Origin of the sequence: Fenollaria massiliensis (genome assembly GCF_023347705.1) — a bacterium.
Lineage (GTDB): Bacteria > Bacillota > Clostridia > Tissierellales > Peptoniphilaceae > Fenollaria > Fenollaria massiliensis.
In genome coordinates, this window is sequence record NZ_CP096649.1 from 387,309 (window position 1) to 410,101 (window position 22,793).

Here is a 22,793-nt window from a genome sequence, read left to right on the forward strand (position 1 = left end):
GTAACGAATGCCTCTATATCCTCGACGTGCAACAGCACGACTCCGGTATATCGCATTCTAGACTTCGCCTTTTGCATCATGGCGCAAAGGTTATCGTACATTTATGTACGATGCCTTCTTTTGCCTACAGAATACTTTCAAATTAAAACAGGCAAATCCATCTGTTTTCTCTTTGAAATAAGCAGGATAGATATATATAGAAAATATTTCCTAAGCAATTAGAGAAAAACTAAAATTAAATTATACGAAGGTAGTATGAAAAACATATTACCTTCTTTTTTTATTTGTGCTATAATATATTCAAGAAAGGAGTCAATATGAACTATATTACTTATGGAGATAAAAATAATGAGTCCTTAGTCTTTATTCATGGCCTTGCATCGACTGCTGAGCTATGTTTTGGAGCGCTTTTGCCATACTTAAGTGATTATTATGTAGTCTTATGCGAACTTGATTGTCATTATGATGAGAGCAAAAAAGATATTTTCTCAATGAATGATTGTATAGAAGACATTGAAAATTACATAATAAATAATTTATCAGGCGAAGTTTATGGTTTATGCGGTTTTTCAATGGGCGCGACCATGGCAGTTGATCTTGTTTCAAGAGCAAGTATAAGAGCAGAGAGACTTTTTCTTGACGCAGCCATCACCATAGAAATGGGTCTTGCGGCAAAACCATTCGCCTATGCTTTTGCTATAGGAACGGATAGGATTAAAAAAGGAAAATTTATACCAAAGTTCATGCTTGACTACTTTATGGGCAAGGGCAATGATAGCGCAAGTGAAATGATGTATACAAATATCACTAAGAAGACCATTTTAAACGCTTGTAAGACTTTGTATCACTATCATGTTTCAGATAATCTGAAAAATTTTAATAAGCCAGTTTCATTTTTGATGGGCAGCGAAGAAGCTATACCCAAAAAGAGCGAGGCAGTTTTGAAAAAATATTTACCGCAAATGAAGACCGAAGTTTTCGAAGGCAAGGGACACGGACAATTCTTGCACGAAGAACCTAAATTATACGCAGAAAAATTATTAGATTTTCTTAAATAAAAATATTATATATACAAAGAAATGCACCTCTCATGAAGTGCATTTTAAAATTTACTTTTTAATTTTCATAAGCTGCGATGGAAGGCAGCCTTTATATCTTTTGTAAAGTGTTGAGAACCTGCTTTGAGATGCATATCCAACAGATTTTGCGATAGATTTGGCATCAAGATCAGTAGTTAGTATCAGGTTTTCAGCGACATTCATCCTTTTTCTTTGAGTGAACTCAGTTATGCTCATACCGTATTTCTTTTTAAAAGTGTATTTAAGCTTAGTCGGGCTCATCATTGCAATTTTTGACAAAAGATCTTCTTTTAAATTCATGGAGAAGTGATCCTCGATATATTTTGCAACGCTGGTGATGGCTCTGTCATCGTCTTGAGGGAGTTTTACATTATCTTTTTCATCAGCTATAGCACTTAAAGATATTGCTATCCACTCCTTAGCTTTTTTTTCGAAAAATAATTTTGCGTCTTCCGCATCCAGCTTGCACTTAAGTATCTCCATCGCTATCTTTTCAATCTTTTTTGATACTTTTCCTTTATTTTCTACAAATATTGAAGCAATTTTTGTTTTATTAAGATTATTCCTTTTAAAAAATTCATCATCTAGAAAACTTTCTTTAATCTTTAAGCTCACAGCGCTATATCTAGAATTTTTATGCAAAACATATTTCATAACAGGCTTTGTCCTATCTATTATATATAAAGTTTTTGGCTCAACAACTTGATAAGGGTAGAAGGTTTCGCCCGAAGCAGATATGATGTATATAGATGAAATATAGAAAAAATTAAAAATATCAGGCACATCCTTATAAACAACATCATCAAGCATTGTTAAATCATTTATATCAAAAATAAAATCATCAGTTTCGTAGAACCAGTAGTAGCCCTTGATATCTTCTTCGTTTATCAAATAAGTTTCGCCAAGCTTTGGAAATTGCTTAGGATTTTCAATCCTTTCCTTAGCGTATAATTTAATTAAGTCTTTAAATTTATTCATAGCTTCAACTCCATTATCACAATTAGCCAATATATCAAAAAGATATATCTTTTAAATCTATTGTAGCACAGTTTGAATTATAGTACAATAGATACACATAAAAAAGTTAGCTATATATAACAAAAGTTTTACTTATTTATTTTTATATCTTATATGTCTAAATAAGATAGATAATGAAAGTTTTTTAAATCTCATAAAAATACCCTCCTTACTGGTTTGTCCAGTAAAGAGGGTACATATCATTACGAAGTGCATTTATTTTATATAAATTATTTAGTTTTTATGTCAATACCTTTTTCCTTAAGTTTTTTGTCCTTGTATATGCCAAGCAGTGTATATATAGTTGAAAATAACGGAACAAAGAGTATCATGCCTATGATACCAAAGAGTGCGCCGCCGACTGTGATTGCGACGATTACAAACATCGCTGGCAAACCAACCTTATTACCAACAATTCTTGGATAAGTGACGTTGCCATCAAATTGTTGTAAGCATAACATAAAGACCACAAACATCAAAGCCTTGAATGGCGATTGTAAAAGTATTAGAAGTGCGCCAGTTATAACCCCGATGTAGGCTCCAAGTATTGGCACTAAAGCGCCAAGACCCACGATTATGGATATGGCTGGAGCAAATGGGAACTTAAATATTAGCATGCCGACGAAACACATTGATCCTAATACAAGCGCCTCTATAAATTGTCCTGTGAAGAAATTGAAGAAGTTATCAAAAACTATTTCTCCAAATCTAACTAATTTATCAGCCCAAGTCTCAGAAAAGGCAGAGTATAGAAGCTCCTTAGTCTTTCTAGCCAAATCCTCTTTGGACGATAGAGCATATATAGCAAAGGTAAAGCCCATAAACACGGCAAATAGAGTATTTAAAACTGATCCAACCCTTGCGACTATAGTGTTAAATAAATCAGAGTTAGCGTTTTGAACGTAATTAATTAGCGCTCTTTGTGCGTTATAGATATTTAATTTAGAGAAAAATTCATGAATATTTTCCTCGTACTCCTTTAGTATAGGTAGCTTAACAAGCTGATCCTCAAACTCAGGAAGTTTTTGCGCAACACTTATAATTGATTCTTGCACACGAGGCGCAACGATGTAGCCAAGAAGGAACATAATCGCAATCAGTATGCATATAGTAAGAAGCATGCATATAGCGCGCTTAAAACCAATTTTTTTAGGCTTCCACTTGCCAAAAATTTTCTCCTCGAATAGTTTTAGCGGAATATTTAGTATAAAAGCCACAAAACCACCCGCTAAGAATGGCGTGATTATACCTAAGAAAATGTTTAGATATGACCAAAGCGACTTTAAATTAGAGAGTGCCACGTATAAAATGACACCAAAGGCAACTATTTTAAAATAAAAGAATAATGACTTTTTATTGTATTTTTCGTCCATATTTCTGCCTCCTTCATAATTTAATTATACAATAGAAAAAAATTTTATTCAAGGAAAAAGTAAAATTTACACAAATTTTACAAAGACTTAACCACAAAAAACACGATATGACTTATAATATAGTTGTAGAAATTTTCAAATCAACAAAAGGAGTGTGTTAAATGAGATTAATGTCACTAGCATTTTCACTTATTAAGTATCCGAATATTTATAAGAATGCGGACAAAATACACTTCAAGAAACCTCCAAATTAAAATTTACCTGGGAAAGAAGAGCTCGGCAGAGCTTTTCTTTTTTTATACATGATAATTTGTCAAATCAAGTGCAACATTCATACAAATACTCATCAAATAACTCTTGAGGTGTTTTATAGTTAATGCATTTTCTTGGTCTGTTATTGAGAAGTTTGAGGACATCTTAAACTTCTTTTTCGTTTGTCTTAAATAAATCCATATGTTTAGGATAAAACTCTCTTAGTAATCCGTTAGAATTTTCATTTCTTCCTTTCTGCCAAACACAATACGGATCCGCAAAGTATATTTTAGTATTTAATTCTTCTTTAATTCGTTTACATCCAGCAAATTCTTTTCCTAGATCGCAGGTTATTGTTTTTACAGCTCCGTTTGGCAAATCTTTTAGTAATTCTATTATGGCATTAGTAACTGTTTCTTCTTTTTAATCTGGAATCAATTTAATTAGATAAAGTCTTGCCTTTCTCTCTGCAAGAGAAACAAAACAGTACTTGCTTTTTAAAGTATAGTTGTTTATTTTACCTGAAACAACTGTATCTGCTTCCCAATATCCTAATGTATTTCTTTTAAACTCATATTCATTTCTTTAAAATTTGCTATACAAGCGCCTCCTTCTATGGTAATGTGTATAGTTCACATTTATTACTCCTTAATGTATGATTGGACACATACATTATATCATGAGTAGTAAATATGAACTCTTTTTTTTAATTTGCTGTGTGTTGCCCTTGTTATTATAAAATATCTTGACAAAAAAACCAAAAAGTGATAATATAATTATCAAAGATAATATAATTATCAAAACTTAAAAAACGAGAGGAGAAAATACATGTCGTATTGCTCAGATATAACGAAAAATAGAATTTTAGAATGTGCGAAAGAGGAGTTTTTAGATAAGGGCTTTGAGAAAGCACAGGTAGCTGAAATTGCTAAATTGGCAAATGTAACTACAGGAGCGATTTATCGTCATTTCAAAAACAAGGAAGCATTATTTTTTGCTCTAATTGAAGAGGAATATAATTATACGCTAGCTATTGTTTCTGATGTTGAAAAAAGGAGTGAACATAAAACTATTCAAATAGATTCTGATTCAGTCGATGATGAAGCGATTATAGAAAATTTATTTCTGGAAACAATGTTATTTGTTGATTATATGTATGCACATTTTGATAACTTTAAGCTGATCTTTGCATGTAGCAAAGGGTCTAAAGTGGAAAACTTTATTGAGGATATTACTGAAAGATATACAGCTAAAAACATGAAGCTTATTCATTTTAATGCTAAACAAGAGCAAATCAACACAGAAATTAAAGAGTTTGAAGTTCATATTATTACAAAAGGATATATCACATCCTTATGCGAGTGTGTTCTTCACGATATACCACATGATAATGTTAGTGAATATATTAAAAGCATTGTTGTTTTTCAATATTATGGTTGGCAAGGTTTAATGAAGAAATGCAATGAATAATTTTTAGCCTTGAGGTTAGCAAACGCTAACTTAATGGTCGAATGAAGGAGGCTTTATTCTTGGAAAATAAAAATAAAAGTGCTATTTCAGAGTTATTTAATTACGCTGGTAGCGAGAAAACACAATTATACAAATCAATTTTGTTAGCAATCATAGGGGAAGTATTTGGAATGATTCCCTTTTTAGCCATAGCAAAGTTGATAGAAAAAATATATCAATCTGAAGTGTCATTTAGAACAGTATTGTGTTTAACACTTATAGCTTTGTGTGGGCAAGTTTTAAAAGGTATTTTTACTTTATATTCAACAATAACCTCACACAAAGCAACATTTCATATTTTAAAAAACATACGAAGTTTATTAGCTGAAAAAATGCTAAAAGTACCTATGGGTATAATGATAGATACTCCCATAGGTAAATTTAAAAATTTAATTGTAGATACAGTGTCGAAGTTGGAAGATTCAATGGCTCATTTTATGCCGGAGATAACATCAAGTATAGTATCTCCTGTTTTATTTTTAGTTTTGATTTTTGCTTTGGATTATAGGATGGGGTTGGCTTCGTTACTTACAATTCCTTTAGGAATGCTTGGATATATAGGTATGATGAAGGATTATGAGTTTAGAAGCAAAACATATACTACAGCTCAAAATAATATGAATAGTACTTTGGTTGAATATGTTAATGGCATTGAGGTCATAAAAGCTTTTAATCATAGTACATCTTCATATGAAAAATTTACGAACGCAATTAACTTCTTTCATGATAGTACACTTGCTTGGTGGAAGCAAAGTTGGTTATGGTCAGCATTTGTTCAAGCAGTTATGCCATCCACACTTTTAGGAACTTTGCCGATAGGTGCATATCTGTATATGAATTCAGAAATATCGTTATCAAGCTTTATTGTGTGCATTATACTGCCTATTGGTTTTATTGCACATTTAATGAAAATTGGTAAATATTCTGAACAATTCAACATGGTTAAGGCAAGTTTAGACGCAATAGAGGAATTTCTATCGAAAGAGGAACTTAAAAGACCAAAAGAGAAGGTAATCTTTGATGACACTCTTTATCGTTTTGAAAATGTTTCATTTGCATATGATAAGGAACTTGTGCTAAAAAATATCAACTTTGAATTAAAACCAAATACAGTAACCGCATTGGTAGGAAATTCAGGTTCTGGAAAATCTACAATAGCAAAACTTATGGCTGGTTTTTGGAATCCGTCAAATGGGAGTATCTATTATGGTGGAAAGAAAATACCCGAAATTCCATTTGAACAACTAACAAATGAGATAAGCTATGTTGCTCAAGACAATTTCTTGTTTAATACAAGTATAAAAGAAAATATAAAAATGGGAAACCCAACTGCAAGTGATGAGGAGGTTATTGAGGTGGCTAAAGCTGCATCTTGCCATGATTTTATTATGGAACTTGAAGATGGATATGACACAAAGGTAGGTGATGCAGGAGGTTCTTTGTCGGGTGGAGAAAGGCAAAGAATTACCATTGCAAGAGCAATGTTAAAACAATCTAAGGTAATAATTTTAGATGAGGCAACTGCATTTGCGGATCCAGAAAATGAATATCTCATTCAAAGTGCAATTAACAATCTTATTAAAGGAAAGACTCTTATAGTGGTTGCTCACAGACTTTCTACTATTAAAAATGCTGATACAATCCTTGTTATGAAAGATGGAGAAATTGTAGAGAATGGAACTCATGAAAATCTTGTGAAAAAAGATGGAGTATATGCTTCCTTGTGGAAAAATTATGTGGGCAGACTAGATGACGGAAAGGAGGCGATTTAAGTGATTGCGATTGTAAAACGAATATTAAAAATATCAGGGGAATATCGAAAAAATGTAATCCTTGGTCTTATATTTAGTGGATTAAAATCATTTTTCGTTTCTTTGATGTTGTTGGCGGTTTTATTGATTATGATTAATCTTAAACAATTGAACATGACTATTATTATGCAGGCAACAGCGATTATAGTTGTGAGTATATTCGGCAGATTCATATTTCAGTATCTTTGCGATAGAAAACTTAGTGCTTCAGGCTACGAGATTTTTAAGGATAAAAGAATTGAAATAGGCGAAAAATTAAAGAAAGCTCCGATGGGATATTTTTCAGAAAAAAACTTAGGGACAATTCAAGCGGTTCTAACGACAACTATTTCCGACTTAGAAGCTATGGCAATGCTTGCGATGAACTTTATTGTTGGCGGATTTTTCCAAGCTCTAACTATGACAATCATGTTATTAATCTTTTGTTTCCCGGTAGGGATGGTGTCTTTAATTGCGATAATCCTTGGAATAGTTGTTCTTAAATTAATCACAAAGAAGACTGAAAAGTATTCTCCTATTATGCAAGATTCGCAGGAAATATTAGTTACAGAAGCAATTGAATATATCAGAGGAATTTCAGTGCTTCGTTCATTTAAGAAAGGGACTGATGGAAAAAATAAAGTTGAAAAAGCTTTTATGAGGAAATGCGAAGTTGATATAGAGGTCAATGAAGGTTCAGCTTATTTAATGAAATTATATGAAATGATTTTCAAGGTAGCAAGTTGTGCCTTAGTGTTTGTTGCTACGAGTTTATATATGAATTCACAAATTCCACTTTCATATGCACTGATGTTTATAGTATCTGCCTTTCTGATTTTTTTGGAATTGGAGTTGGTCAGCGATGGAGCTTTTTTAAGTAGGATGCTTGCAACACAACTTAATAGACTGGAATATATTTCGGATATACCTTCACTTGATGATGGTGGAAAAGAGATTGATTTGGATTCCTATGATATTGAATTGAAAGATGTTTGTTTCGGCTATGGAGAAAGGGAGATTTTGAATAATATAAACTTGCAAATAAAGTCTAATAGCAGTTTAGCCATTGTGGGTGCTTCAGGTTCCGGGAAAACAACGCTATGTAATCTGATAGCAAGATTTTGGGATGTAAAAAAAGGTGAAGTTCTTATTGGTGGACATAATGTTAAGGATTTTACTTCTGAAAGCCTTTTAAAAAATATCAGTATGGTATTTCAGAAGGTGTATTTGTTTAATGACACGATCGAAAACAATATAAAATTTGGAAATCCTAATGCTACACACCAAGAGGTGGTAGAGGCTTGCAAGAAAGCATGCTGTCATGAATTTATAACAAGCCTTAGTGATGGGTACGATACTGTTGTTGGTGAGGGTGGTTCTACTCTGTCAGGGGGAGAAAAACAAAGAATATCTATTGCAAGAGCAATTCTTAAGGATGCTCCAATTATTATACTTGATGAGGCAACATCAAGCGTAGATCCTGAAAACGAGTATATGTTAATCAGTGCAATTAAGGAATTAACAAAAAATAAAACGCTTATTAGTATTGCACATAGACTATCTACAGTAAGAGAAGCAGATCAAATTATTGTCATTGATAAAGGTAGAATTGTGCAACGAGGCAATCATAAGGAACTAATTGGTCAAGATGGAGTATATAAACATTTCATTGAAATTAAAAAACAATCTATTGGCTGGCAAATATAGGTGATGAAATGGAAAATGTAGTTATTGATTTTGAGAATGTGAGCTTCAGCTATGGGACACAAAAAGAAGGGTGTCTAAAGAATATAAATCTTAAAATTAAAGAAGGAGAATTTGTATTGCTTACTGGTCAGTCTGGTTCAGGGAAAACAACGGTTACAAGATTGATAAACGGCTTGATTCCTCATTTCTTTGAAGGAATTTTGACTGGAAGCGTGAAAGTAATAGGAGATGATATAAGGACTGTTACTCCCGGAGAAATGGGTAAAAATATTGCTTCTATATTTCAAAATCCACGAAGTCAATTTTTTACGACGAATAGTACCAATGAAGTGGCATTTGCTCTTGAGAATTATGGAGTAGATAGAGATGAAATGATAGATAGAGTAAATTGTTCGTTTCACGATTTTGAAGCTGAAAATCTTATGGATAGGGATATGTTTTCTTTATCTAGTGGTGAAAAACAGAAGATAGCGATTATAGCTGCAAAAACCTTGAGTCCTAAGATTTATGTTTTCGATGAGCCATCTGCAAATTTAGATATTCCTTCGATTCTTAAATTGAAGGAAATAATGGAAAGCTTAAAGAAACAAGGACATACAGTGATTGTTTCAGAGCATAGATTGTTCTACTTAAAAAATTTGGTAGATAAATGCTTGATAATGAAAGATGGAGAAATTGATAGGCAACTAAATCACGATGATATTGAAAATTTGGATGAAACGGATCTTCAAACATATAAACTTAGAACATTTAATTTGAGCAATATCAAGTATGGCTTAAAGAACAATGCACCTATTAGTAAGCAACAATCAGACTTTAAGGTGGAGAATTTATCATTTTCGTATAATGCAAATAATTCGATTTTAAATAATTGTAATTTAGAAGGAAATTTTGGTGAAACAGTAGCTATAGTTGGACACAATGGAAATGGCAAAACGACATTAGGAAAAATAATGTCGGGTTTACTAAAAGCAAAAAGTGGACAATTTTACATTGATGGTAAATTTGTAAAGCAAAAAGAATTATACAAAAATGTATATTTTGTGATGCAGGATGCAGATTATCAACTTTACTCTGATTCTGTCGTTTCCGAACTGATGCTTAGTTCTATGAATAGTATTAAGCAAAATGATGAAAAAATAGAAAATGCCATGACTTTATTGAATATTTCATCATTCAGAAATAGACATCCGCAAAGTTTATCAGGAGGGCAAAAGCAGCGAGTTACTATTGCAGCTGCTATAGCTTCAAATAAAAAAATTCTGATTTTTGATGAGCCAACCAGTGGACTTGATTATGAGAACATGAAAGGTGTATCGGAAGCAATAAATTATCTTCGCAAAAAGGGAAAACTGATTTTTGTTATTTCTCATGATTTAGAGTTTTTAAGTAAAGTAGCAAGTAAAGCAGTGTTTATAGAGAACAATACTATCATTAAAAGCATCAGCTTAAAGAGTAGTGATGATTTTGAAACGGTAAAAAAATTTTTATTACAGAATGAGAGATATGAAGAATGAATAAATCTTGCAAACAAAATGGAATAAGATATGATCCGAGGATTAAGTTGTTACAAGTTTTAATTATAGGGATTTTAGTATTTACATTGGCTGGTAAAAAGTATGAAGTTCTACTTTTTTTGTCAGTATTTGCATATGGAATGATAAGTGGAATTTACAAAACTTGTTTTAAATTCTTAGTTTTATATGTAGTGTTGTTTATGCTAGCAGAAATAAGTCCTTTATTTATTTCAACAACAATACACTACTTTATCCTTCCCTTTGCAACATTGACATTTGCGGCTATTAATATGAGTAGGACAAGTGATGTATCTGAAGTATTAGCTTCCTTGCAAAATATGAAAATCCCATACTATATCAACATTCCATTGGCTGTTATATTAAGATTTTTTCCTACCTTGAAACATGATTTTATTTGTATAAGGCAGGGAATTAAAACGAGAGGGATTGATATTTCCTTCCTTGGATTTTTAAAACATCCATTTAAAATTTATGAAATGATGTTGATTCCTATGTTAATGCGAATGTTATGTACTGCAACTGAGTTGTCGGCATCTGTTGAGACACGAGGACTTGGAGTTTCGTGCAAAAAAACTAGTTATACAGAAGTCAAATTTCGTATGCTTGATATGTTATTGCTAGTAATAATGATTGTATTTTATATAACTATCATCATTATGAAAATAAAAAATATTTAAAAATAAGGAGAATGATTATGGAAGAAAAAAAGAAATTTCAAATTAAAGATTTAATTATTACAGCACTAATGGTGTTATGCTCACAGGTTTTATACAGAGTATTAACCTTTTTGTTTGTAACGCCATATACAATGTTATTGGCTGTTCCAATATGGGCAATTATTGGAGCTATTGCTTATTTCTTAGTACCTTTTAAAACAAAAAATCCGTGGATGATTTTATTGTTCTGCATACTTACAGGAATTATAAGCTTTTATCCACCATATATAATTAGTTTGATAATCGCAGGAATTATTGCGATGGTAATTGCACAAACAAAGGGAATACAAAATTATAAAGGATTAACAATCGGTTATATAATATTTTGTATTCTTGCTGGTTTTGGTGGAATGTGTGTTCCATTTCTTTTCTATGCAGAGCAAACGATTAAATCTTATGAAAAAATGTTTGGCAGTGAATATATGGAAACTCTAACTAAACTTGTTTCCCCTATGACCTCAGTAATATTTCTTGTTGTTATAGCGATTTGTGCCTTGATTGGAGCAATAATCTCCAAGAAACTAATGAAGAAACATTTTGAAAAAGCAGGAATGATTTAGGATTTTTAATAGAAGAAATTGTGGAGGGATAATAATGGAAATGACAAGATATGACATTACGATCATTTAAGTTATTTCACCCTTCCTAAATTCAGAAATGCTTTTATATAGCAATAGTTTTTAAAAAACAGCTAAATAGAAAAAATAATAAAACATTAGTTTTTAAACCGAGAGGACTTTTTACGCCAAAGTGTAGGAGTCCTCCTTTTTTATTCAAGAAAAATCCATGAGACTTAACTCACGGATTCTTGTTTTATATTTCTGAAGCCACTTGGCAAGGTTACTACGCTTGGTTTTTCTGGCATCTTATTATTGAGCTTAAGGCCTAGGTAGCCAATTTTGTCTTTGCCAAATTTATTTCTAATTTCATTAAAAACTTTTTCGAGTCTATCGTCTTTAACAATTTGTTTTGGCACGAAGAGACTTATTTGCTCTGATTTTGTGTTTCTTGTAAGATTTATCGCGGATATTGTAAGGCTTCTTATACCTTCTTTGAAATCGTAGCGCTCTTCAAATAGTTCCATGGCTTTGTCGTTTAGTCTAAGCGCGCTGATGCTTGTCTCTGTAAAAACTTTTTGAAAGCTAAGTGTTTCAAGATTTTTATCTCTTATGGATATTCTCACGCCGCCTGCCTTAAGATTTTCTTCGATTAATTTTTTGCTCACGTCAATGGCGAGCTCCTCGAATATTTTTTTAACTTCATCGTATGAGTTTAAATCCGCCTTGGTGGTTACACCTCTGGATATGGACTTGATTTTATCGTGGTGGTAGTAGTCATAAACCTCACTATTATCGTATCCGTTGGCGTATTGCCATAGATATAGTCCTCTTAGTCCAAGCTTTCTTTTTAATAAATTTACATCTGTTTTAGCAAGTTCACCAAGTGTATTTATGTTCATATACATAAGTTTTTTCTTTGTTTTATTGCCTATGCCAATGATTTTATCTGTATCAAGTGGCCAAACTATCTCTTTAAAATGCTCTTTAGGAATGAGCGTCACCGCATCTGGCTTTTTAAGGTCGCTACCAAGCTTTGCGAATATCTTGTTGAAACTCACACCGATACTAACTGTGATGCCAAGCTCTTTTTTGATGCGCTCTTTGATCTCGTGAGCAATTTTTTCTCCGCTACCAAAGAGTTTCTCAGAACCGGTCACATCTAGCCAGCACTCATCTAAGCCGAAGGGTTCGACTTGATTGGTGTAGCTGTAATAAATTTTGTGCGCAAGTTTTGAGAACTTTAAGTACTCATCGTAATGAGGCCTAACAGCTACTAAATCGGGGCATTTCATTTTCGCTTCATAAAGGCTATCTCCTGTCTTGACTCCAAAAGCTTTTGCTTCGTAGCTCTTTGCTAAAACTATGGAGTGTCTGTCTTCGACTGAACCACAGACTACAAGCCGTTTTCCAACGAGAGATGGATCTAGTTTTCTCTCGATGGATGCGTAGCAGTTGTTCATGTCTGAATGAAGTATTGTTCTTGTCATCTTATCACCTGTCTTTCATCTACCTTCTTAAATATTATTACTACTTGAATGACTAAGACAATTATAGACTATTTACATGGGCTTGTCAATACTACTTTTGTAGTATTTTGACATTTTTTGTCATAAATATTTTGTTAATTTATATTCATTAATTTATTTTCGATTTATAAAAATTATAAAACTACTTAAATTATAATTAAGATAATCAAGCTAAATACCTTGTAAAATCGCGCCAAATATGGTATTATTAAATTTAGGTGATAGCATGATTAAATTTGAAAATGTAAGTTTTGCTTACGATAAAAATGAAAAAGAAAAAAAAGCTCTGGACGATGTGAGCTTTGAGATAAAGAAGGGTGAGTTTGTATCCATACTTGGCATGAACGGCAGTGGCAAGTCGACCATAGCGAAAATTATGGACGGAATTTTGCTTCCTACTGAAGGCGACGCGACTGTCATGGGCATGAACACGAAGAACGAAGAGAACCTTCTTGAGATAAGACAAAACTTAGGACTTGTTTTTCAAAATCCAGATAATCAAATCATAGCGACTATAGTCGAAGAGGACGTTGCCTTTGGCCCAGAAAATCTTGGCCTACCAACACCTGAGATTAGAAAAAGGGTTGACGATGCTTTGGAGATAGTTTCGATGACGGAATACAAAAAGCACGCGCCAAACCTATTGAGCGGTGGACAAAAACAAAGGCTTGCCATCGCTGGTATACTTGCTATCAACCCGAACATAATTGTATTTGACGAACCAACTGCCATGCTTGATCCGCTTGGCAGAAAAGAAGTCATGGATACTATTATCAAACTAAATAGACAATACGAAAAAACTATAGTGCTTATCACGCACTTTATGAGTGAAGCGGTTTTATCAGACAGGCTCATGGTTATGCATGAGGGCAAGCTGGTTTGGGACGATACACCTAGAAATATATTTTCCAATGTAAGAAAGGTGCACTCGCTTGGACTTGACGTGCCACAAGTGACTGAATTAAGTAATTTGCTTAAAGAGGACGGCTTCAATGTTACTGGTGATGAGCTTAGTATAGATGAATTGGTGGCAAAATTATGATTGAAATAAAAAATTTATCATTTATATATAATAAGGACACGCCATTTGAGGTGAAGGCGCTTGACGATATATCGCTTACTATCAAAGATCACAGCTTTATCGGTATCATTGGCCACACAGGCTCTGGCAAATCAACATTTATGCAGCAATTAAATGGTCTACTTAGGCCTTCATCAGGCAATATAATTATAGATGGGGTAGACATAACTCAAAAGGACATCAAGCTAAACAAGCTTCGCGAGAGCGTTGGGATGGTATTTCAATATCCTGAGTATCAGCTATTTGAAGAGACTGTTGCGAAAGACGTTGCCTTTGGACCAAAAAATCTTGGACTAAGCGATGAAGAAGTAGCTGAGAGAGTTAAAGGCGCAATTGAAGACGTTAGACTTGATTACGAATGGGTTAAGGATAGGTCTCCATTTGAATTATCAGGCGGACAAAAAAGGCGCGTTGCCATAGCTGGTATACTTGCTATGAGACCTAAGGTGCTTATACTTGATGAGCCAACTGCTGGACTGGATCCAAGAGCTAGAGAAGAAATTCTTAATGAGATATATGATATATATGAAAAAACGAAAATTACAGTAGTTTTAGTATCTCACTCAATGGAAGACGTTTTTACTTACGCAAATGAGATAGTTGTTCTAAGCAAGGGCAAACTTATAATGCATAAAAGTACTGATGAAGCAGTTAAGGAGCGCGAACTTCTTAAGAAATATGATGTTGGCGTGCCTGAGATAACTGAGTTTATGTTTACTTTGCAGGAGAAATATCCGGGTCTAAACCCTTATGTAAAAACTGTTGAAGAGGCGAGACGCAATATACTTGAGTATTTCGAGGTGAAGAAAAATGTTTAATAACGTATCCATAGGACAATATTTTCCGACAGATAGTTTTGTTCATAGACTAGACCCAAGAGTTAAACTTATCTTTGTCTTCGTATTTATGATAGCGATCTTCTTTGTTGATTCATATAGTATACTTGCTCTTGTTGGCATCACTATAATTTTACTTATACTAATGAGCAAGGTACCGCTAAAAATAATATTAAGAGGGCTTAAGCCGATGCGCGCGATTATCATAATGACACTCATCTTTAACATATTTTTTACACCAGGCACACAAATATTTCCAAATATTAAGTGGCCACAAATGTCATATGAAGGACTAAATACAGGTCTTTTCATGTCATTTAGACTACTCTTATTAATACTTGGTTCATCTCTACTAACATTAACTACATCACCAATAAGACTAACTGATGGACTTGAGTCACTTATGAGTCCACTGAAGCTTATTAAAGTGCCAACTCATGAACTAGCAATGATGATGACCATAGCACTAAGATTTATACCGACACTAGCTGAAGAGGCAAATAAGATAAAGATGGCGCAAGAATCAAGAGGCGCAAGCTTTGATGGCAAAAATATTATAGAGACGGCTAAAAAGATGCTTCCTTTAATGATACCGCTTTTCTTAAACGCACTTAAGAGAGCAGATGAACTAGCCATCGCCATGGATGCTAGATGCTACTCAGGTGGAGAGCACAGAGGCAAGCTAAATCCACTTATTTACACTACTGTAGATAGATTAGCTATACTTGTAATAATTATATACTTTGGATTTATAATATCAACAAAGTATTTATTTAATTTAATATGAAGAACATAAAATTAATTATAGATTTTGACGGAACAAATTATTCAGGCTTTCAAGCGCAAGACAATGCACACACAGTTGAGGACGCTCTGAACGCATCCATTAGCAAGGCTTTGGGTGAAGACATCAAAGTTATTGGCTGCTCGAGGACTGATAAGGGCGTTAGTGCTCATGGTTTTGTTTTGAATTTCAAGACTGAATCGGTTTGTCCGGCTGAAAAAATGATTTATCCAATCAATGACAAGCTTCCCGAAGATATTAGAGTACTTAAGAGTGAAGAGGCAGCGGATGATTTTCACGCGCGCTTCTCATCAAAGGGCAAGTACTATAGATATACGCTTGAGCACAGAAAATTTGGAAGAGCGACAGCTAGGCACTTTGCATATAATTTCCCATATAAGCTTGATTTAGATTTAATGCGTGAAGCAGCGAAATACATGGTCGGCGAAAAAGACTACAGAGCCTTTATGGCTATAGGAAGCGCTGTTGATACGACAGTTAGAACTATTCATTCAGTCGATATCATCAGAGATGGCGATTTTGTTTACATCGATGTAAAAGGAAGAAGCTTTCTATATAATATGGTAAGGATCATGTCTGGCACACTTGTTTTTGTTGGAACAGGAATTTTAGATATAGATTCTATGGCTAGAGCGATTGAAGATGGCGATAGAAGGGGACTTGCACCAACTTTGCCAGCAAAAGGACTTGTCTTAGAAGAAGTTTATTATTAATATGTATCTCTTGCCTAGAGCGAGAGATATTTTTTCGCCTAAACCACAAGAATCGCCTAAAATATGGAGTGAATTAGTCGATTTGAAATAAATTACACAAAAACCCAGCTCATTTGAACTGGGTTTCATATTTGATATATTATTTTTATAATTTTAAAAATTGTCTCCGCCTTTAAAGCCTCTACCTTTTACTTCGTTTGTGTCTTGTATAGTTATAAAGGCATTTCTATCGATGGAGTTAGTTATTTTTTTGACATCAACTATCTCTCTTGGTTTAACTAGCATGAATATAATCTTTAAATCGCTCTTTGACCAAGCACCGTACGAGTCGATGATGGTTGCTCCACGCTCAAGTTTATTCATAAGCTCATAAGAAAGTTTTTCGTAGTCCTTTGATATAATTAAAACACTCTTTGTCGCGTCGAAGCCTGTTTGCACCTTGTCAAGCACTTGATATGCAACAAACATCGATAAAACTGTGTAAAGTCCTTTTAACACACCAAATTTTATGCTCGCTAAACTTATTATAATGCCATTCATCGCCATAAGAGCACTTCCGATATTGATATTGTAGCGCTTTTTACATACTGCAGCAACTATGTCAAGACCGCCTTGACAAGCACCGTGCCTAAATAAAACACCCATGCCTATACCATTAAGCACACCACCAAAGATGGCGCTGATAAGTATGTCATCAAAAGTATTAAGCTTTTGCATTGGTCTAAAGAGTACCATAGTCGCGGATAAAACAAAAGTTGTTATAAATGCGTAAACTAAAAATTTCTTGTCAAGCTCTTTTAATCCAAACAAAAATATTGGTAAGTTAATCACGAATAGCATGATACCTGCAGGTAAGCCAGTAAGTAGTTCTATGATGATGGAGATACCACCGACACCGCCGGCAAGTAATTTATTTGGTATGAAGAAAAAGTTTATCGCAAAACTTGATAGCATACAGCCGATGATGATGGCTGTGATCGTTGTGAAGATTTCTTCGTTGTCGCCAAAGTATTCGTATCTGTCAAATTTCTTTTTCATTTTAATTTTATAAACTCCTTAAATATATTTATTGCTTCTCCATTATTATTCACAGCCATGGCTTCTGGATGAAACTGCACTAGATAGATATTTCTATGAGCATCATCCATTGCCTCGATAATTCCATCGGAAGACTTTGCTGTGACTTTAAAACCTTCCGCCACGTCCTTAACTGCTTGATGATGCTCTGAATTAACAAGCATCTTCTTTAATCCAGTCGCTCTGTGTAAAAAGCTTTGTTCTTTGATTGTGATGTAGTGAGCACCAGTCGCTATGGTATCGAAGTTTACGTGTTCTAGCTTAGCCTGATTGTCCTTGTATATATCTTGATATAGAGTTCCCCCTAAGCATGCATTTATCAGCTGCATTCCTCTACATATACCAAGCATTGGCTTTTTTAATCTGATTGCTTCTTCAATCAGTCTCATATCAAAAGCATCTCTTTCAGTCGATATACCTAATATGCCTTTTTGAAGTTCTTCGCCATATATAAGCGGATTTACATCGTGACCGCCTGTAAGTATGATTGCATCAGACATTTCAACGAGTTCACTTACTCCTTCAAGGTCAGTGTATGGAGCGATGAAAGGTACTGCGCCAGCTAATCTTACAGCTTCGGCGTAATTTCTATTGATTTGTACATAATTTCTCTTGCCATCTGAATATGGCTGAGAGCTTATCAAAATTTTTTTCATTTTATTCTCCAATCTATTTCTTTAATATTATGTGCTTTTAAATATGCATTCGTCTTTGAGAATGGCCTTGACCCGAAAAATCCTCTATATGCTGACAATGGCGATGGGTGAGCTGAAGTGATTACAAGATTTTTACTTGTATCGATGTAGTGCATCTTGCTTCTTGCATAAGCGCCCCATAGGATATAGACGACATTTTCTTTATTTTTGCAAAGCGTTTCTATAATTTTATCAGTAAAAATTTGCCAGCCAATGTCTTTATGTGAATTAGCATAGCCCTTGCGAACCGTTAATGTTGAGTTAAGTAGGAGTACTCCTTGCTTTGCCCACGCATCTAAATCACCAGTTTTATTAAGAATGCCTAAATCATCATAAAGCTCCTTATATATATTTCTTAAAGATGGCGGGAGAGCCACTCCGTCATTAACAGAGAAGGCAAGTCCATTGGCTTGATTTACTTCATGATATGGATCTTGACCCAAGATGAAAACTTTTGTATCTTTTAGTGGCGATAGCTCAAGCGCCTTAAATATTTCATAGTATTTTGGATATATAGTGTGCTCCTTGTACTCGCGGCGAAGCGCATCACGCATCTTGATGAAGTAGTCCTTAGTGTATTCATTTTGTAAAAATTCTTCCCAATCGCTATTTATGATCATGTTTCTTCATTTCCTTATATCTTGCGAGCTGCACCTCATCTTCTACCTCTAAGTCCCTGTAATTTGCGAGACCTTCCATGTGATGAGTGAACTCATGTTTTAAAACGTGGTAAATCATGTCCTTAATTTCACGCTCTGACCAGTCCCCATACATCTTCATAAAAGAGCCGTAGTAGATGTATATAGCTTTGCCCATGGCTGAGCGCTCATATTGACCTAAAATAAATAAGTCATCGTCAATTGCATCTGGAGAAATTTTTAAATCTTCTGAGACGACTACACCTAAATTTAAATCTCTAAAGAATATTTCAGGTAGTCTCTCGCAAGCTTCATCAGTCCAAGCTGTGAATGTATCAATGTCTGGCATCATAGGAATTTCGCTCCATCATTAAAGTCTAGTCCATTTTTGAAAATATCAAGAACCACATGAGCTGCCTTTAAAGCTATATTTTCTTGTTCATTAGTGATTTCAACGTGCTTATCAGTAACGCCTGTACCGTAGTTACCAACAACGTTTAAAGATGCGTATTTGATGCCTAGTTCGTTCATTAAAATAACTTCGGGTGAACCAGTCATGCCAACGACGTCTCCGCCGATTGATTTATAAAATTTATTTTCGATTTTGGTCTCAAATTTTGGCCCTTCAGTAGTTACCAAAACACCTGTACTAATCTTGCCATCGTATTTTTCTTCAAATAATCTATTCATCTCTAATGAATAAGGCTCATCCATGGCAATGAATTTAACGCCTTTATCAAGACCAGTAAAGAATGTGTAGTCCCTTTTTTTAGTAAAATCAAAAAAATCATTCGCCATAACTATAGTAAGAGGCTCTATCTCTTCTCTAAGCGAGCCAACTGAGTTGATGGCGTAGGCATACTCCACACCTAAGTCCTTCATCGCCTTAACATTGGCTCTGTAATTTATAAAAGTAGGGGGAACTGAGTAATTCATTCCATGTCTTGGAACAAAGATGGTATCTTCATTAAGAACGTTGTATTCGCAAACGCCATATTCATTCTCAATGCTTTTCGTTTCAATGCTCTTCATGCTTTTAAGAGCAGTTCCACCAATTATTGCGTATTTAAACATTTTTACCTCCTTGAGCACAGGATGAGACCAAAAATCTTCTCAAAGCCAGCGTCTTTCATAACGCGAGCCGAGTCCTTCATAGTCGTTCCTGTAGTTATTATATCATCAATTATTAGTACATTGCCACTTGCATCAGCACTTTTTTTAAAAATATTTTTCATATTAGCTCTTTCAGAGAAAGAAAGCTTGTGCATATCACGCTTTTGTAGCTTTTCATAATTATATATTTTTATACCCATGTCCTTAGAAATTATTTTTAAAATTTCACCCATGTGATCAAAACCTTTTTTTCTTAGTTTTTCTGTATTCATAGGGACACTTGTGATGTAATCAATTTTTTCATTTTGCATAATATTTTTTAACTCTTCTTCATATAAATAGGCGAGTGCAGATAAATATTTTTTCTGCATGCCAAACTTGTAGTTAAATAGATGCTCTCTAAAAAAGTCATTGTAGTAGACTATTGAGTGAAGCTCATCAAAACCATCGACATAAAAAGTTTTTCTGATTATCTCAATGTTAGCGCCGCAGCTAGAACAGTAGGGCATACCGCCGTCAAAATCTTCATTGCAAAATGGGCAGATTTTCATTTGAATACCTTCTTTAAATCACGAATTCTTTTTTCAAGGCTAGTGTATCTCTTCATGATGAAATTATTATCAATCATGAGTTTTAAATATTTTTCCCTGCCAACCAAGATAAGAAGTTTTTTTGCTCTAGTTATGGCAGTGTATAATAAATTTCTAGTTAGTAGCTTTTCATTAGCATAGGTAATGGGCATGACAACGCAGTCAAACTCACTTCCTTGAGATTTATGAACGGTTAGTGCATAGCTAAGTGAAAGCTCTCCAAGCAAGGAGAAATCATAAGTAGCGCTCTTACCGTCATCAAAATCTATATCTAGGGTCTCGTTATCTTTGTCAACGCTTTTAATTATACCTGTGTCGCCATTAAAAACGCCAGTAACTTCTTCGTATTTGCCGTTCTTGTATTCATGAGAAATTATATCATAATTATTTTTAGTTTGAATCACTTTGTCGCCAACACGAAATTCCTTGCCCATGGCTCTGACAGTTTCGCTATCAGCGCGTGAATTAAGTAAGTTTTGCAACATGTAATTTAGATTAACTGTGCCAAGCTTACCTTTTTTAGTTGGAGTAAGTATTTGCACGTCTTTGAACGGGTCGAGACCGAAGTAATTTATCAGCCTTTCATTTAAAAGATCAAGTATTTCTTCAAGTATATCATCATCAGAGTCTTTGCTAATGAAGAAAAAATCACTATCTTTTTTATTTACCTCAGGCATATTGCCTAAGCGTATCTCTTGTGAGTTAATAGCTATCATGCTGTTTTCACTTTGTCTATAAATATGCTCAAGCTCAGTTGTTTCAACCTCGCCAGAATTGATTAGATCTTCTAAAACATTGCCTGCACCAACGCTTGGGAGCTGATCTTTATCACCTAAAAGTAAAAGTGTCTTACCTGGCTCAATAGCTGCCAAGAGCTCACTAAATAACAGCGTATCCATCATAGAGACTTCATCCACGATAATGAAGTCAGCATCAATCTCTTCTGAGCTTTCAAAAAAATCCGCGCCATCGATAGGGGCGATATTTAAAAGTCTATGGAGCGTCATAGCCGCTTCACCAGTTTTTTCTTCCATACGCTTAGCGGCCTTGCCAGTTGGCGCCGCAAGTGCAAAAGATATATTAAAATTTTTAAGTATATTTATGATAGCTTCTATGATAGATGTTTTTCCGGTACCCGGTCCACCAGTGATGATGGAGATGTTATTGACAAAGGCTTTTTTTATAGCAAGTTTTTGTTTTTCATCAAAAATAATATTTTCAGCTGCTTCATATTTTTCTATAAGTTCGTCACAATCAAATACATAAGTCTCTTTAGCAGCATTTTTTATGTCATAAAGCCTCTTTGCACATTCAAGTTCTTTCTCGTAATAAAGACTTAAGTATACATTATATTCTTTACTGCGCTCCTTCTTAACAGCGATGCTGCCAGTCGTTGCGAGCTCTTTTATAGCTAAATTAAATTTATCTTCGTCCATAGTCATAAGAAATTTTAGTTCTTCATAAAGTCTATCCTTTGGTATGTAGGTAGAGCCTTGAGCAAGATATATGTTTAAAAGATAGATGATGGCTGCTTTTAACCTTTCAAGTCCATTGGCATCGACGCCTTCTTCTAAAGCAATCTTATCCGCAGTTTTAAAGCCTACACCGATTTTGTCATATATCAATCTATATGGATTATTTTTTAATATATTTATGGCCTCATCACCATAAATATTATATATTTTTAATAGTGTAGCCGTAGGTAAATTATATTTTGCAAGCTTTTGAAGTATTTCTTCACGCTCTTTATTTGATTTTATGTACTCTTTTATATCGGCAAGGGCTTTTTTTCCTATGCCTCTTACTTGAAGAAGTTTATCTGTTTCATTAAAAATTACTTTAATAGAATCAAGGCCGAAGAGGTCAATTATCTCTTCGGCTCTTTTTTCACCAATTTTAGGAATGCCACTTTTAATCAAGTAGCTTCTAATAGATTCAATTGTGTCTCTCTCTTTAAAAGAAAGCTTAGTAAAATTAATTTGCTCGCCATACTTTTCATGAAAGACAAGTTCGCCTTCAAGCTCAACATAGTCATGCTCCTTAACAGTCAGAGCAGTGCCAACGCAAGTAATAAGCTCACCATCAGAGTTAACTTGCATAACGGTGTACGCGTTTAAATCATTTCTATATACAATTTTAATTACTTCACCGTCTATAATCATATTAACTCCTTTAATA

21 protein-coding genes and 1 pseudogene are annotated in these 22,793 nt (G+C 34.1%); 11 read left to right on the forward strand and 11 right to left on the reverse strand.

Translation table 11 applies throughout. The features are described 5' to 3' along the window. Positions 1 to 317 precede the first annotated feature (317 nt). The gene (locus M1R53_RS01955; protein WP_085840569.1) at positions 318 to 1,058 is read left to right on the forward strand and encodes an alpha/beta fold hydrolase; all 741 of its coding nucleotides are present in this window, start codon (positions 318 to 320) and stop codon (positions 1,056 to 1,058) included. A gap of 51 nt (positions 1,059 to 1,109) precedes the next feature. On the opposite strand, the gene M1R53_RS01960 is transcribed toward M1R53_RS01955, so the two are convergent. From M1R53_RS01960 to M1R53_RS01970, 3 genes and pseudogenes are all read right to left on the reverse strand, one after another. Then, positions 1,110 to 2,057 (reverse strand): helix-turn-helix domain-containing protein, encoded by a 948-nt coding sequence (locus tag M1R53_RS01960; protein WP_249242879.1) that lies wholly within the window; start codon positions 2,055 to 2,057, stop codon positions 1,110 to 1,112. Between the two features lie 269 nt (positions 2,058 to 2,326). Then, positions 2,327 to 3,469 carry an AI-2E family transporter gene (locus tag M1R53_RS01965; RefSeq protein WP_249242880.1) on the reverse strand — a complete coding sequence of 381 codons (1,143 nt, stop codon included), beginning with the start codon at positions 3,467 to 3,469 and terminating at the stop codon, positions 2,327 to 2,329. A gap of 417 nt (positions 3,470 to 3,886) precedes the next feature. After that, a pseudogene (locus tag M1R53_RS01970) lies at positions 3,887 to 4,129 on the reverse strand (IS30 family transposase); the annotation flags it as partial. Between the two features lie 420 nt (positions 4,130 to 4,549). Between M1R53_RS01970 and M1R53_RS01975 the strand changes: the two are divergent. The 6 genes from M1R53_RS01975 to M1R53_RS02000 are packed head-to-tail and all read left to right on the forward strand — an operon-like array spanning position 4,550 to position 11,541. Continuing rightward, positions 4,550 to 5,191, forward strand: coding sequence for a TetR/AcrR family transcriptional regulator (locus M1R53_RS01975; protein ID WP_249242882.1), 642 nt, complete (start codon positions 4,550 to 4,552; stop codon positions 5,189 to 5,191). A gap of 59 nt (positions 5,192 to 5,250) precedes the next feature. After that, complete coding sequence (locus tag M1R53_RS01980) at positions 5,251 to 7,002, forward strand: ABC transporter ATP-binding protein (RefSeq protein WP_249242883.1); 1,752 nt, start codon at positions 5,251 to 5,253, stop codon at positions 7,000 to 7,002. Beyond that, positions 7,003 to 8,727, forward strand: coding sequence for an ABC transporter ATP-binding protein (locus M1R53_RS01985; protein WP_249242884.1), 1,725 nt, complete (start codon positions 7,003 to 7,005; stop codon positions 8,725 to 8,727). 8 nt (positions 8,728 to 8,735) lie between these two features. After that, positions 8,736 to 10,244 carry an ABC transporter ATP-binding protein gene (locus tag M1R53_RS01990; RefSeq protein WP_070599252.1) on the forward strand — a complete coding sequence of 503 codons (1,509 nt, stop codon included), beginning with the start codon at positions 8,736 to 8,738 and terminating at the stop codon, positions 10,242 to 10,244. Further along, entirely contained in the window at positions 10,241 to 10,942 is a 702-nt protein-coding gene (locus tag M1R53_RS01995; protein WP_070599250.1) for an energy-coupling factor transporter transmembrane component T family protein, read from the forward strand. Before M1R53_RS01990 ends, M1R53_RS01995 begins: the two co-directional genes overlap by 4 nt. A gap of 17 nt (positions 10,943 to 10,959) precedes the next feature. Beyond that, positions 10,960 to 11,541, forward strand: a complete 582-nt coding sequence (locus M1R53_RS02000; protein ID WP_249242885.1) for an MptD family putative ECF transporter S component — start codon at positions 10,960 to 10,962, stop codon at positions 11,539 to 11,541. Positions 11,542 to 11,774: 233 nt separating this feature from the next. Here M1R53_RS02000 and dinB read toward each other — a convergent pair whose 3' ends face one another. Next, the gene (dinB, locus tag M1R53_RS02005; RefSeq protein WP_249242886.1) at positions 11,775 to 13,028 is read right to left on the reverse strand and encodes a DNA polymerase IV; all 1,254 of its coding nucleotides are present in this window, start codon (positions 13,026 to 13,028) and stop codon (positions 11,775 to 11,777) included. Positions 13,029 to 13,293: 265 nt separating this feature from the next. On the opposite strand from dinB, the gene M1R53_RS02010 reads away from it, so the two are divergent. From M1R53_RS02010 to truA, 4 genes are read left to right on the forward strand one after another with little or no spacing between them, the layout of a single operon-like run. Beyond that, a complete protein-coding gene (locus tag M1R53_RS02010; protein WP_085840565.1) occupies positions 13,294 to 14,109 on the forward strand; it encodes an energy-coupling factor transporter ATPase in 816 nt (271 codons plus the stop codon). Next, positions 14,103 to 14,966, forward strand: coding sequence for an energy-coupling factor transporter ATPase (locus tag M1R53_RS02015; protein ID WP_026880714.1), 864 nt, complete (start codon positions 14,103 to 14,105; stop codon positions 14,964 to 14,966). Before M1R53_RS02010 ends, M1R53_RS02015 begins: the two co-directional genes overlap by 7 nt. Next, positions 14,959 to 15,771: an energy-coupling factor transporter transmembrane component T family protein gene (locus M1R53_RS02020; RefSeq protein ID WP_249242887.1), complete on the forward strand. Its 813-nt coding sequence runs from the start codon at positions 14,959 to 14,961 to the stop codon at positions 15,769 to 15,771. The genes M1R53_RS02015 and M1R53_RS02020 overlap by 8 nt, the downstream gene beginning before the upstream one ends. Continuing rightward, positions 15,768 to 16,502, forward strand: a complete 735-nt coding sequence (gene truA / locus M1R53_RS02025; RefSeq protein ID WP_019214914.1) for a tRNA pseudouridine(38-40) synthase TruA — start codon at positions 15,768 to 15,770, stop codon at positions 16,500 to 16,502. Before M1R53_RS02020 ends, truA begins: the two co-directional genes overlap by 4 nt. A 153-nt stretch (positions 16,503 to 16,655) precedes the next feature. On the opposite strand, the gene M1R53_RS02030 is transcribed toward truA, so the two are convergent. From M1R53_RS02030 to recD2, 7 genes are read right to left on the reverse strand one after another with little or no spacing between them, the layout of a single operon-like run. Then, positions 16,656 to 17,540, reverse strand: a complete 885-nt coding sequence (locus tag M1R53_RS02030; RefSeq protein WP_070599240.1) for a YitT family protein — start codon at positions 17,538 to 17,540, stop codon at positions 16,656 to 16,658. Next, on the reverse strand, positions 17,537 to 18,235 hold the full coding sequence (locus M1R53_RS02035; protein ID WP_249242888.1) for a gamma-glutamyl-gamma-aminobutyrate hydrolase family protein: 699 nt from the start codon (positions 18,233 to 18,235) through the stop codon (positions 17,537 to 17,539). Before M1R53_RS02035 ends, M1R53_RS02030 begins: the two co-directional genes overlap by 4 nt. Then, the gene (locus tag M1R53_RS02040; RefSeq protein ID WP_249242889.1) at positions 18,232 to 18,894 is read right to left on the reverse strand and encodes a uracil-DNA glycosylase; all 663 of its coding nucleotides are present in this window, start codon (positions 18,892 to 18,894) and stop codon (positions 18,232 to 18,234) included. Before M1R53_RS02040 ends, M1R53_RS02035 begins: the two co-directional genes overlap by 4 nt. Continuing rightward, a complete protein-coding gene (locus M1R53_RS02045) occupies positions 18,881 to 19,264 on the reverse strand; it encodes a metallopeptidase family protein (RefSeq protein ID WP_249242890.1) in 384 nt (127 codons plus the stop codon). The genes M1R53_RS02040 and M1R53_RS02045 overlap by 14 nt, the downstream gene beginning before the upstream one ends. After that, positions 19,261 to 19,986 carry an MTAP family purine nucleoside phosphorylase gene (locus tag M1R53_RS02050; protein ID WP_249242891.1) on the reverse strand — a complete coding sequence of 242 codons (726 nt, stop codon included), beginning with the start codon at positions 19,984 to 19,986 and terminating at the stop codon, positions 19,261 to 19,263. Before M1R53_RS02050 ends, M1R53_RS02045 begins: the two co-directional genes overlap by 4 nt. Before the next feature lie 2 nt (positions 19,987 to 19,988). Continuing rightward, positions 19,989 to 20,576 (reverse strand): ComF family protein, encoded by a 588-nt coding sequence (locus M1R53_RS02055; RefSeq protein ID WP_249242892.1) that lies wholly within the window; start codon positions 20,574 to 20,576, stop codon positions 19,989 to 19,991. Beyond that, entirely contained in the window at positions 20,573 to 22,777 is a 2,205-nt protein-coding gene (gene recD2, locus M1R53_RS02060; RefSeq protein WP_249242893.1) for an SF1B family DNA helicase RecD2, read from the reverse strand. Before recD2 ends, M1R53_RS02055 begins: the two co-directional genes overlap by 4 nt. Positions 22,778 to 22,793: the final 16 nt, after the last annotated feature.

Excerpts from the sequence above, each read along its gene's own strand:
- M1R53_RS01955 (WP_085840569.1), top strand. The coding sequence starts at position 318 with ATGAACTATATTACTTATGGAGATAAAAATAATGAGTCCTTAGTCTTT.
- M1R53_RS01960 (WP_249242879.1), bottom strand. The coding sequence starts at position 2,057 with ATGAATAAATTTAAAGACTTAATTAAATTATACGCTAAGGAAAGGATT.
- M1R53_RS01965 (WP_249242880.1), bottom strand. The coding sequence starts at position 3,469 with ATGGACGAAAAATACAATAAAAAGTCATTATTCTTTTATTTTAAAATA.
- M1R53_RS01975 (WP_249242882.1), top strand. The coding sequence starts at position 4,550 with ATGTCGTATTGCTCAGATATAACGAAAAATAGAATTTTAGAATGTGCG.
- M1R53_RS01990 (WP_070599252.1), top strand. The coding sequence starts at position 8,736 with ATGGAAAATGTAGTTATTGATTTTGAGAATGTGAGCTTCAGCTATGGG.
- M1R53_RS01995 (WP_070599250.1), top strand. The coding sequence starts at position 10,241 with ATGAATAAATCTTGCAAACAAAATGGAATAAGATATGATCCGAGGATT.
- M1R53_RS02000 (WP_249242885.1), top strand. The coding sequence starts at position 10,960 with ATGGAAGAAAAAAAGAAATTTCAAATTAAAGATTTAATTATTACAGCA.
- dinB (WP_249242886.1), bottom strand. The coding sequence starts at position 13,028 with ATGACAAGAACAATACTTCATTCAGACATGAACAACTGCTACGCATCC.
- M1R53_RS02010 (WP_085840565.1), top strand. The coding sequence starts at position 13,294 with ATGATTAAATTTGAAAATGTAAGTTTTGCTTACGATAAAAATGAAAAA.
- M1R53_RS02020 (WP_249242887.1), top strand. The coding sequence starts at position 14,959 with ATGTTTAATAACGTATCCATAGGACAATATTTTCCGACAGATAGTTTT.
- truA (WP_019214914.1), top strand. The coding sequence starts at position 15,768 with ATGAAGAACATAAAATTAATTATAGATTTTGACGGAACAAATTATTCA.
- M1R53_RS02030 (WP_070599240.1), bottom strand. The coding sequence starts at position 17,540 with ATGAAAAAGAAATTTGACAGATACGAATACTTTGGCGACAACGAAGAA.
- M1R53_RS02035 (WP_249242888.1), bottom strand. The coding sequence starts at position 18,235 with ATGAAAAAAATTTTGATAAGCTCTCAGCCATATTCAGATGGCAAGAGA.
- M1R53_RS02040 (WP_249242889.1), bottom strand. The coding sequence starts at position 18,894 with ATGATCATAAATAGCGATTGGGAAGAATTTTTACAAAATGAATACACT.
- M1R53_RS02045 (WP_249242890.1), bottom strand. The coding sequence starts at position 19,264 with ATGATGCCAGACATTGATACATTCACAGCTTGGACTGATGAAGCTTGC.
- M1R53_RS02050 (WP_249242891.1), bottom strand. The coding sequence starts at position 19,986 with ATGTTTAAATACGCAATAATTGGTGGAACTGCTCTTAAAAGCATGAAG.
- M1R53_RS02055 (WP_249242892.1), bottom strand. The coding sequence starts at position 20,576 with ATGAAAATCTGCCCATTTTGCAATGAAGATTTTGACGGCGGTATGCCC.
- recD2 (WP_249242893.1), bottom strand. The coding sequence starts at position 22,777 with ATGATTATAGACGGTGAAGTAATTAAAATTGTATATAGAAATGATTTA.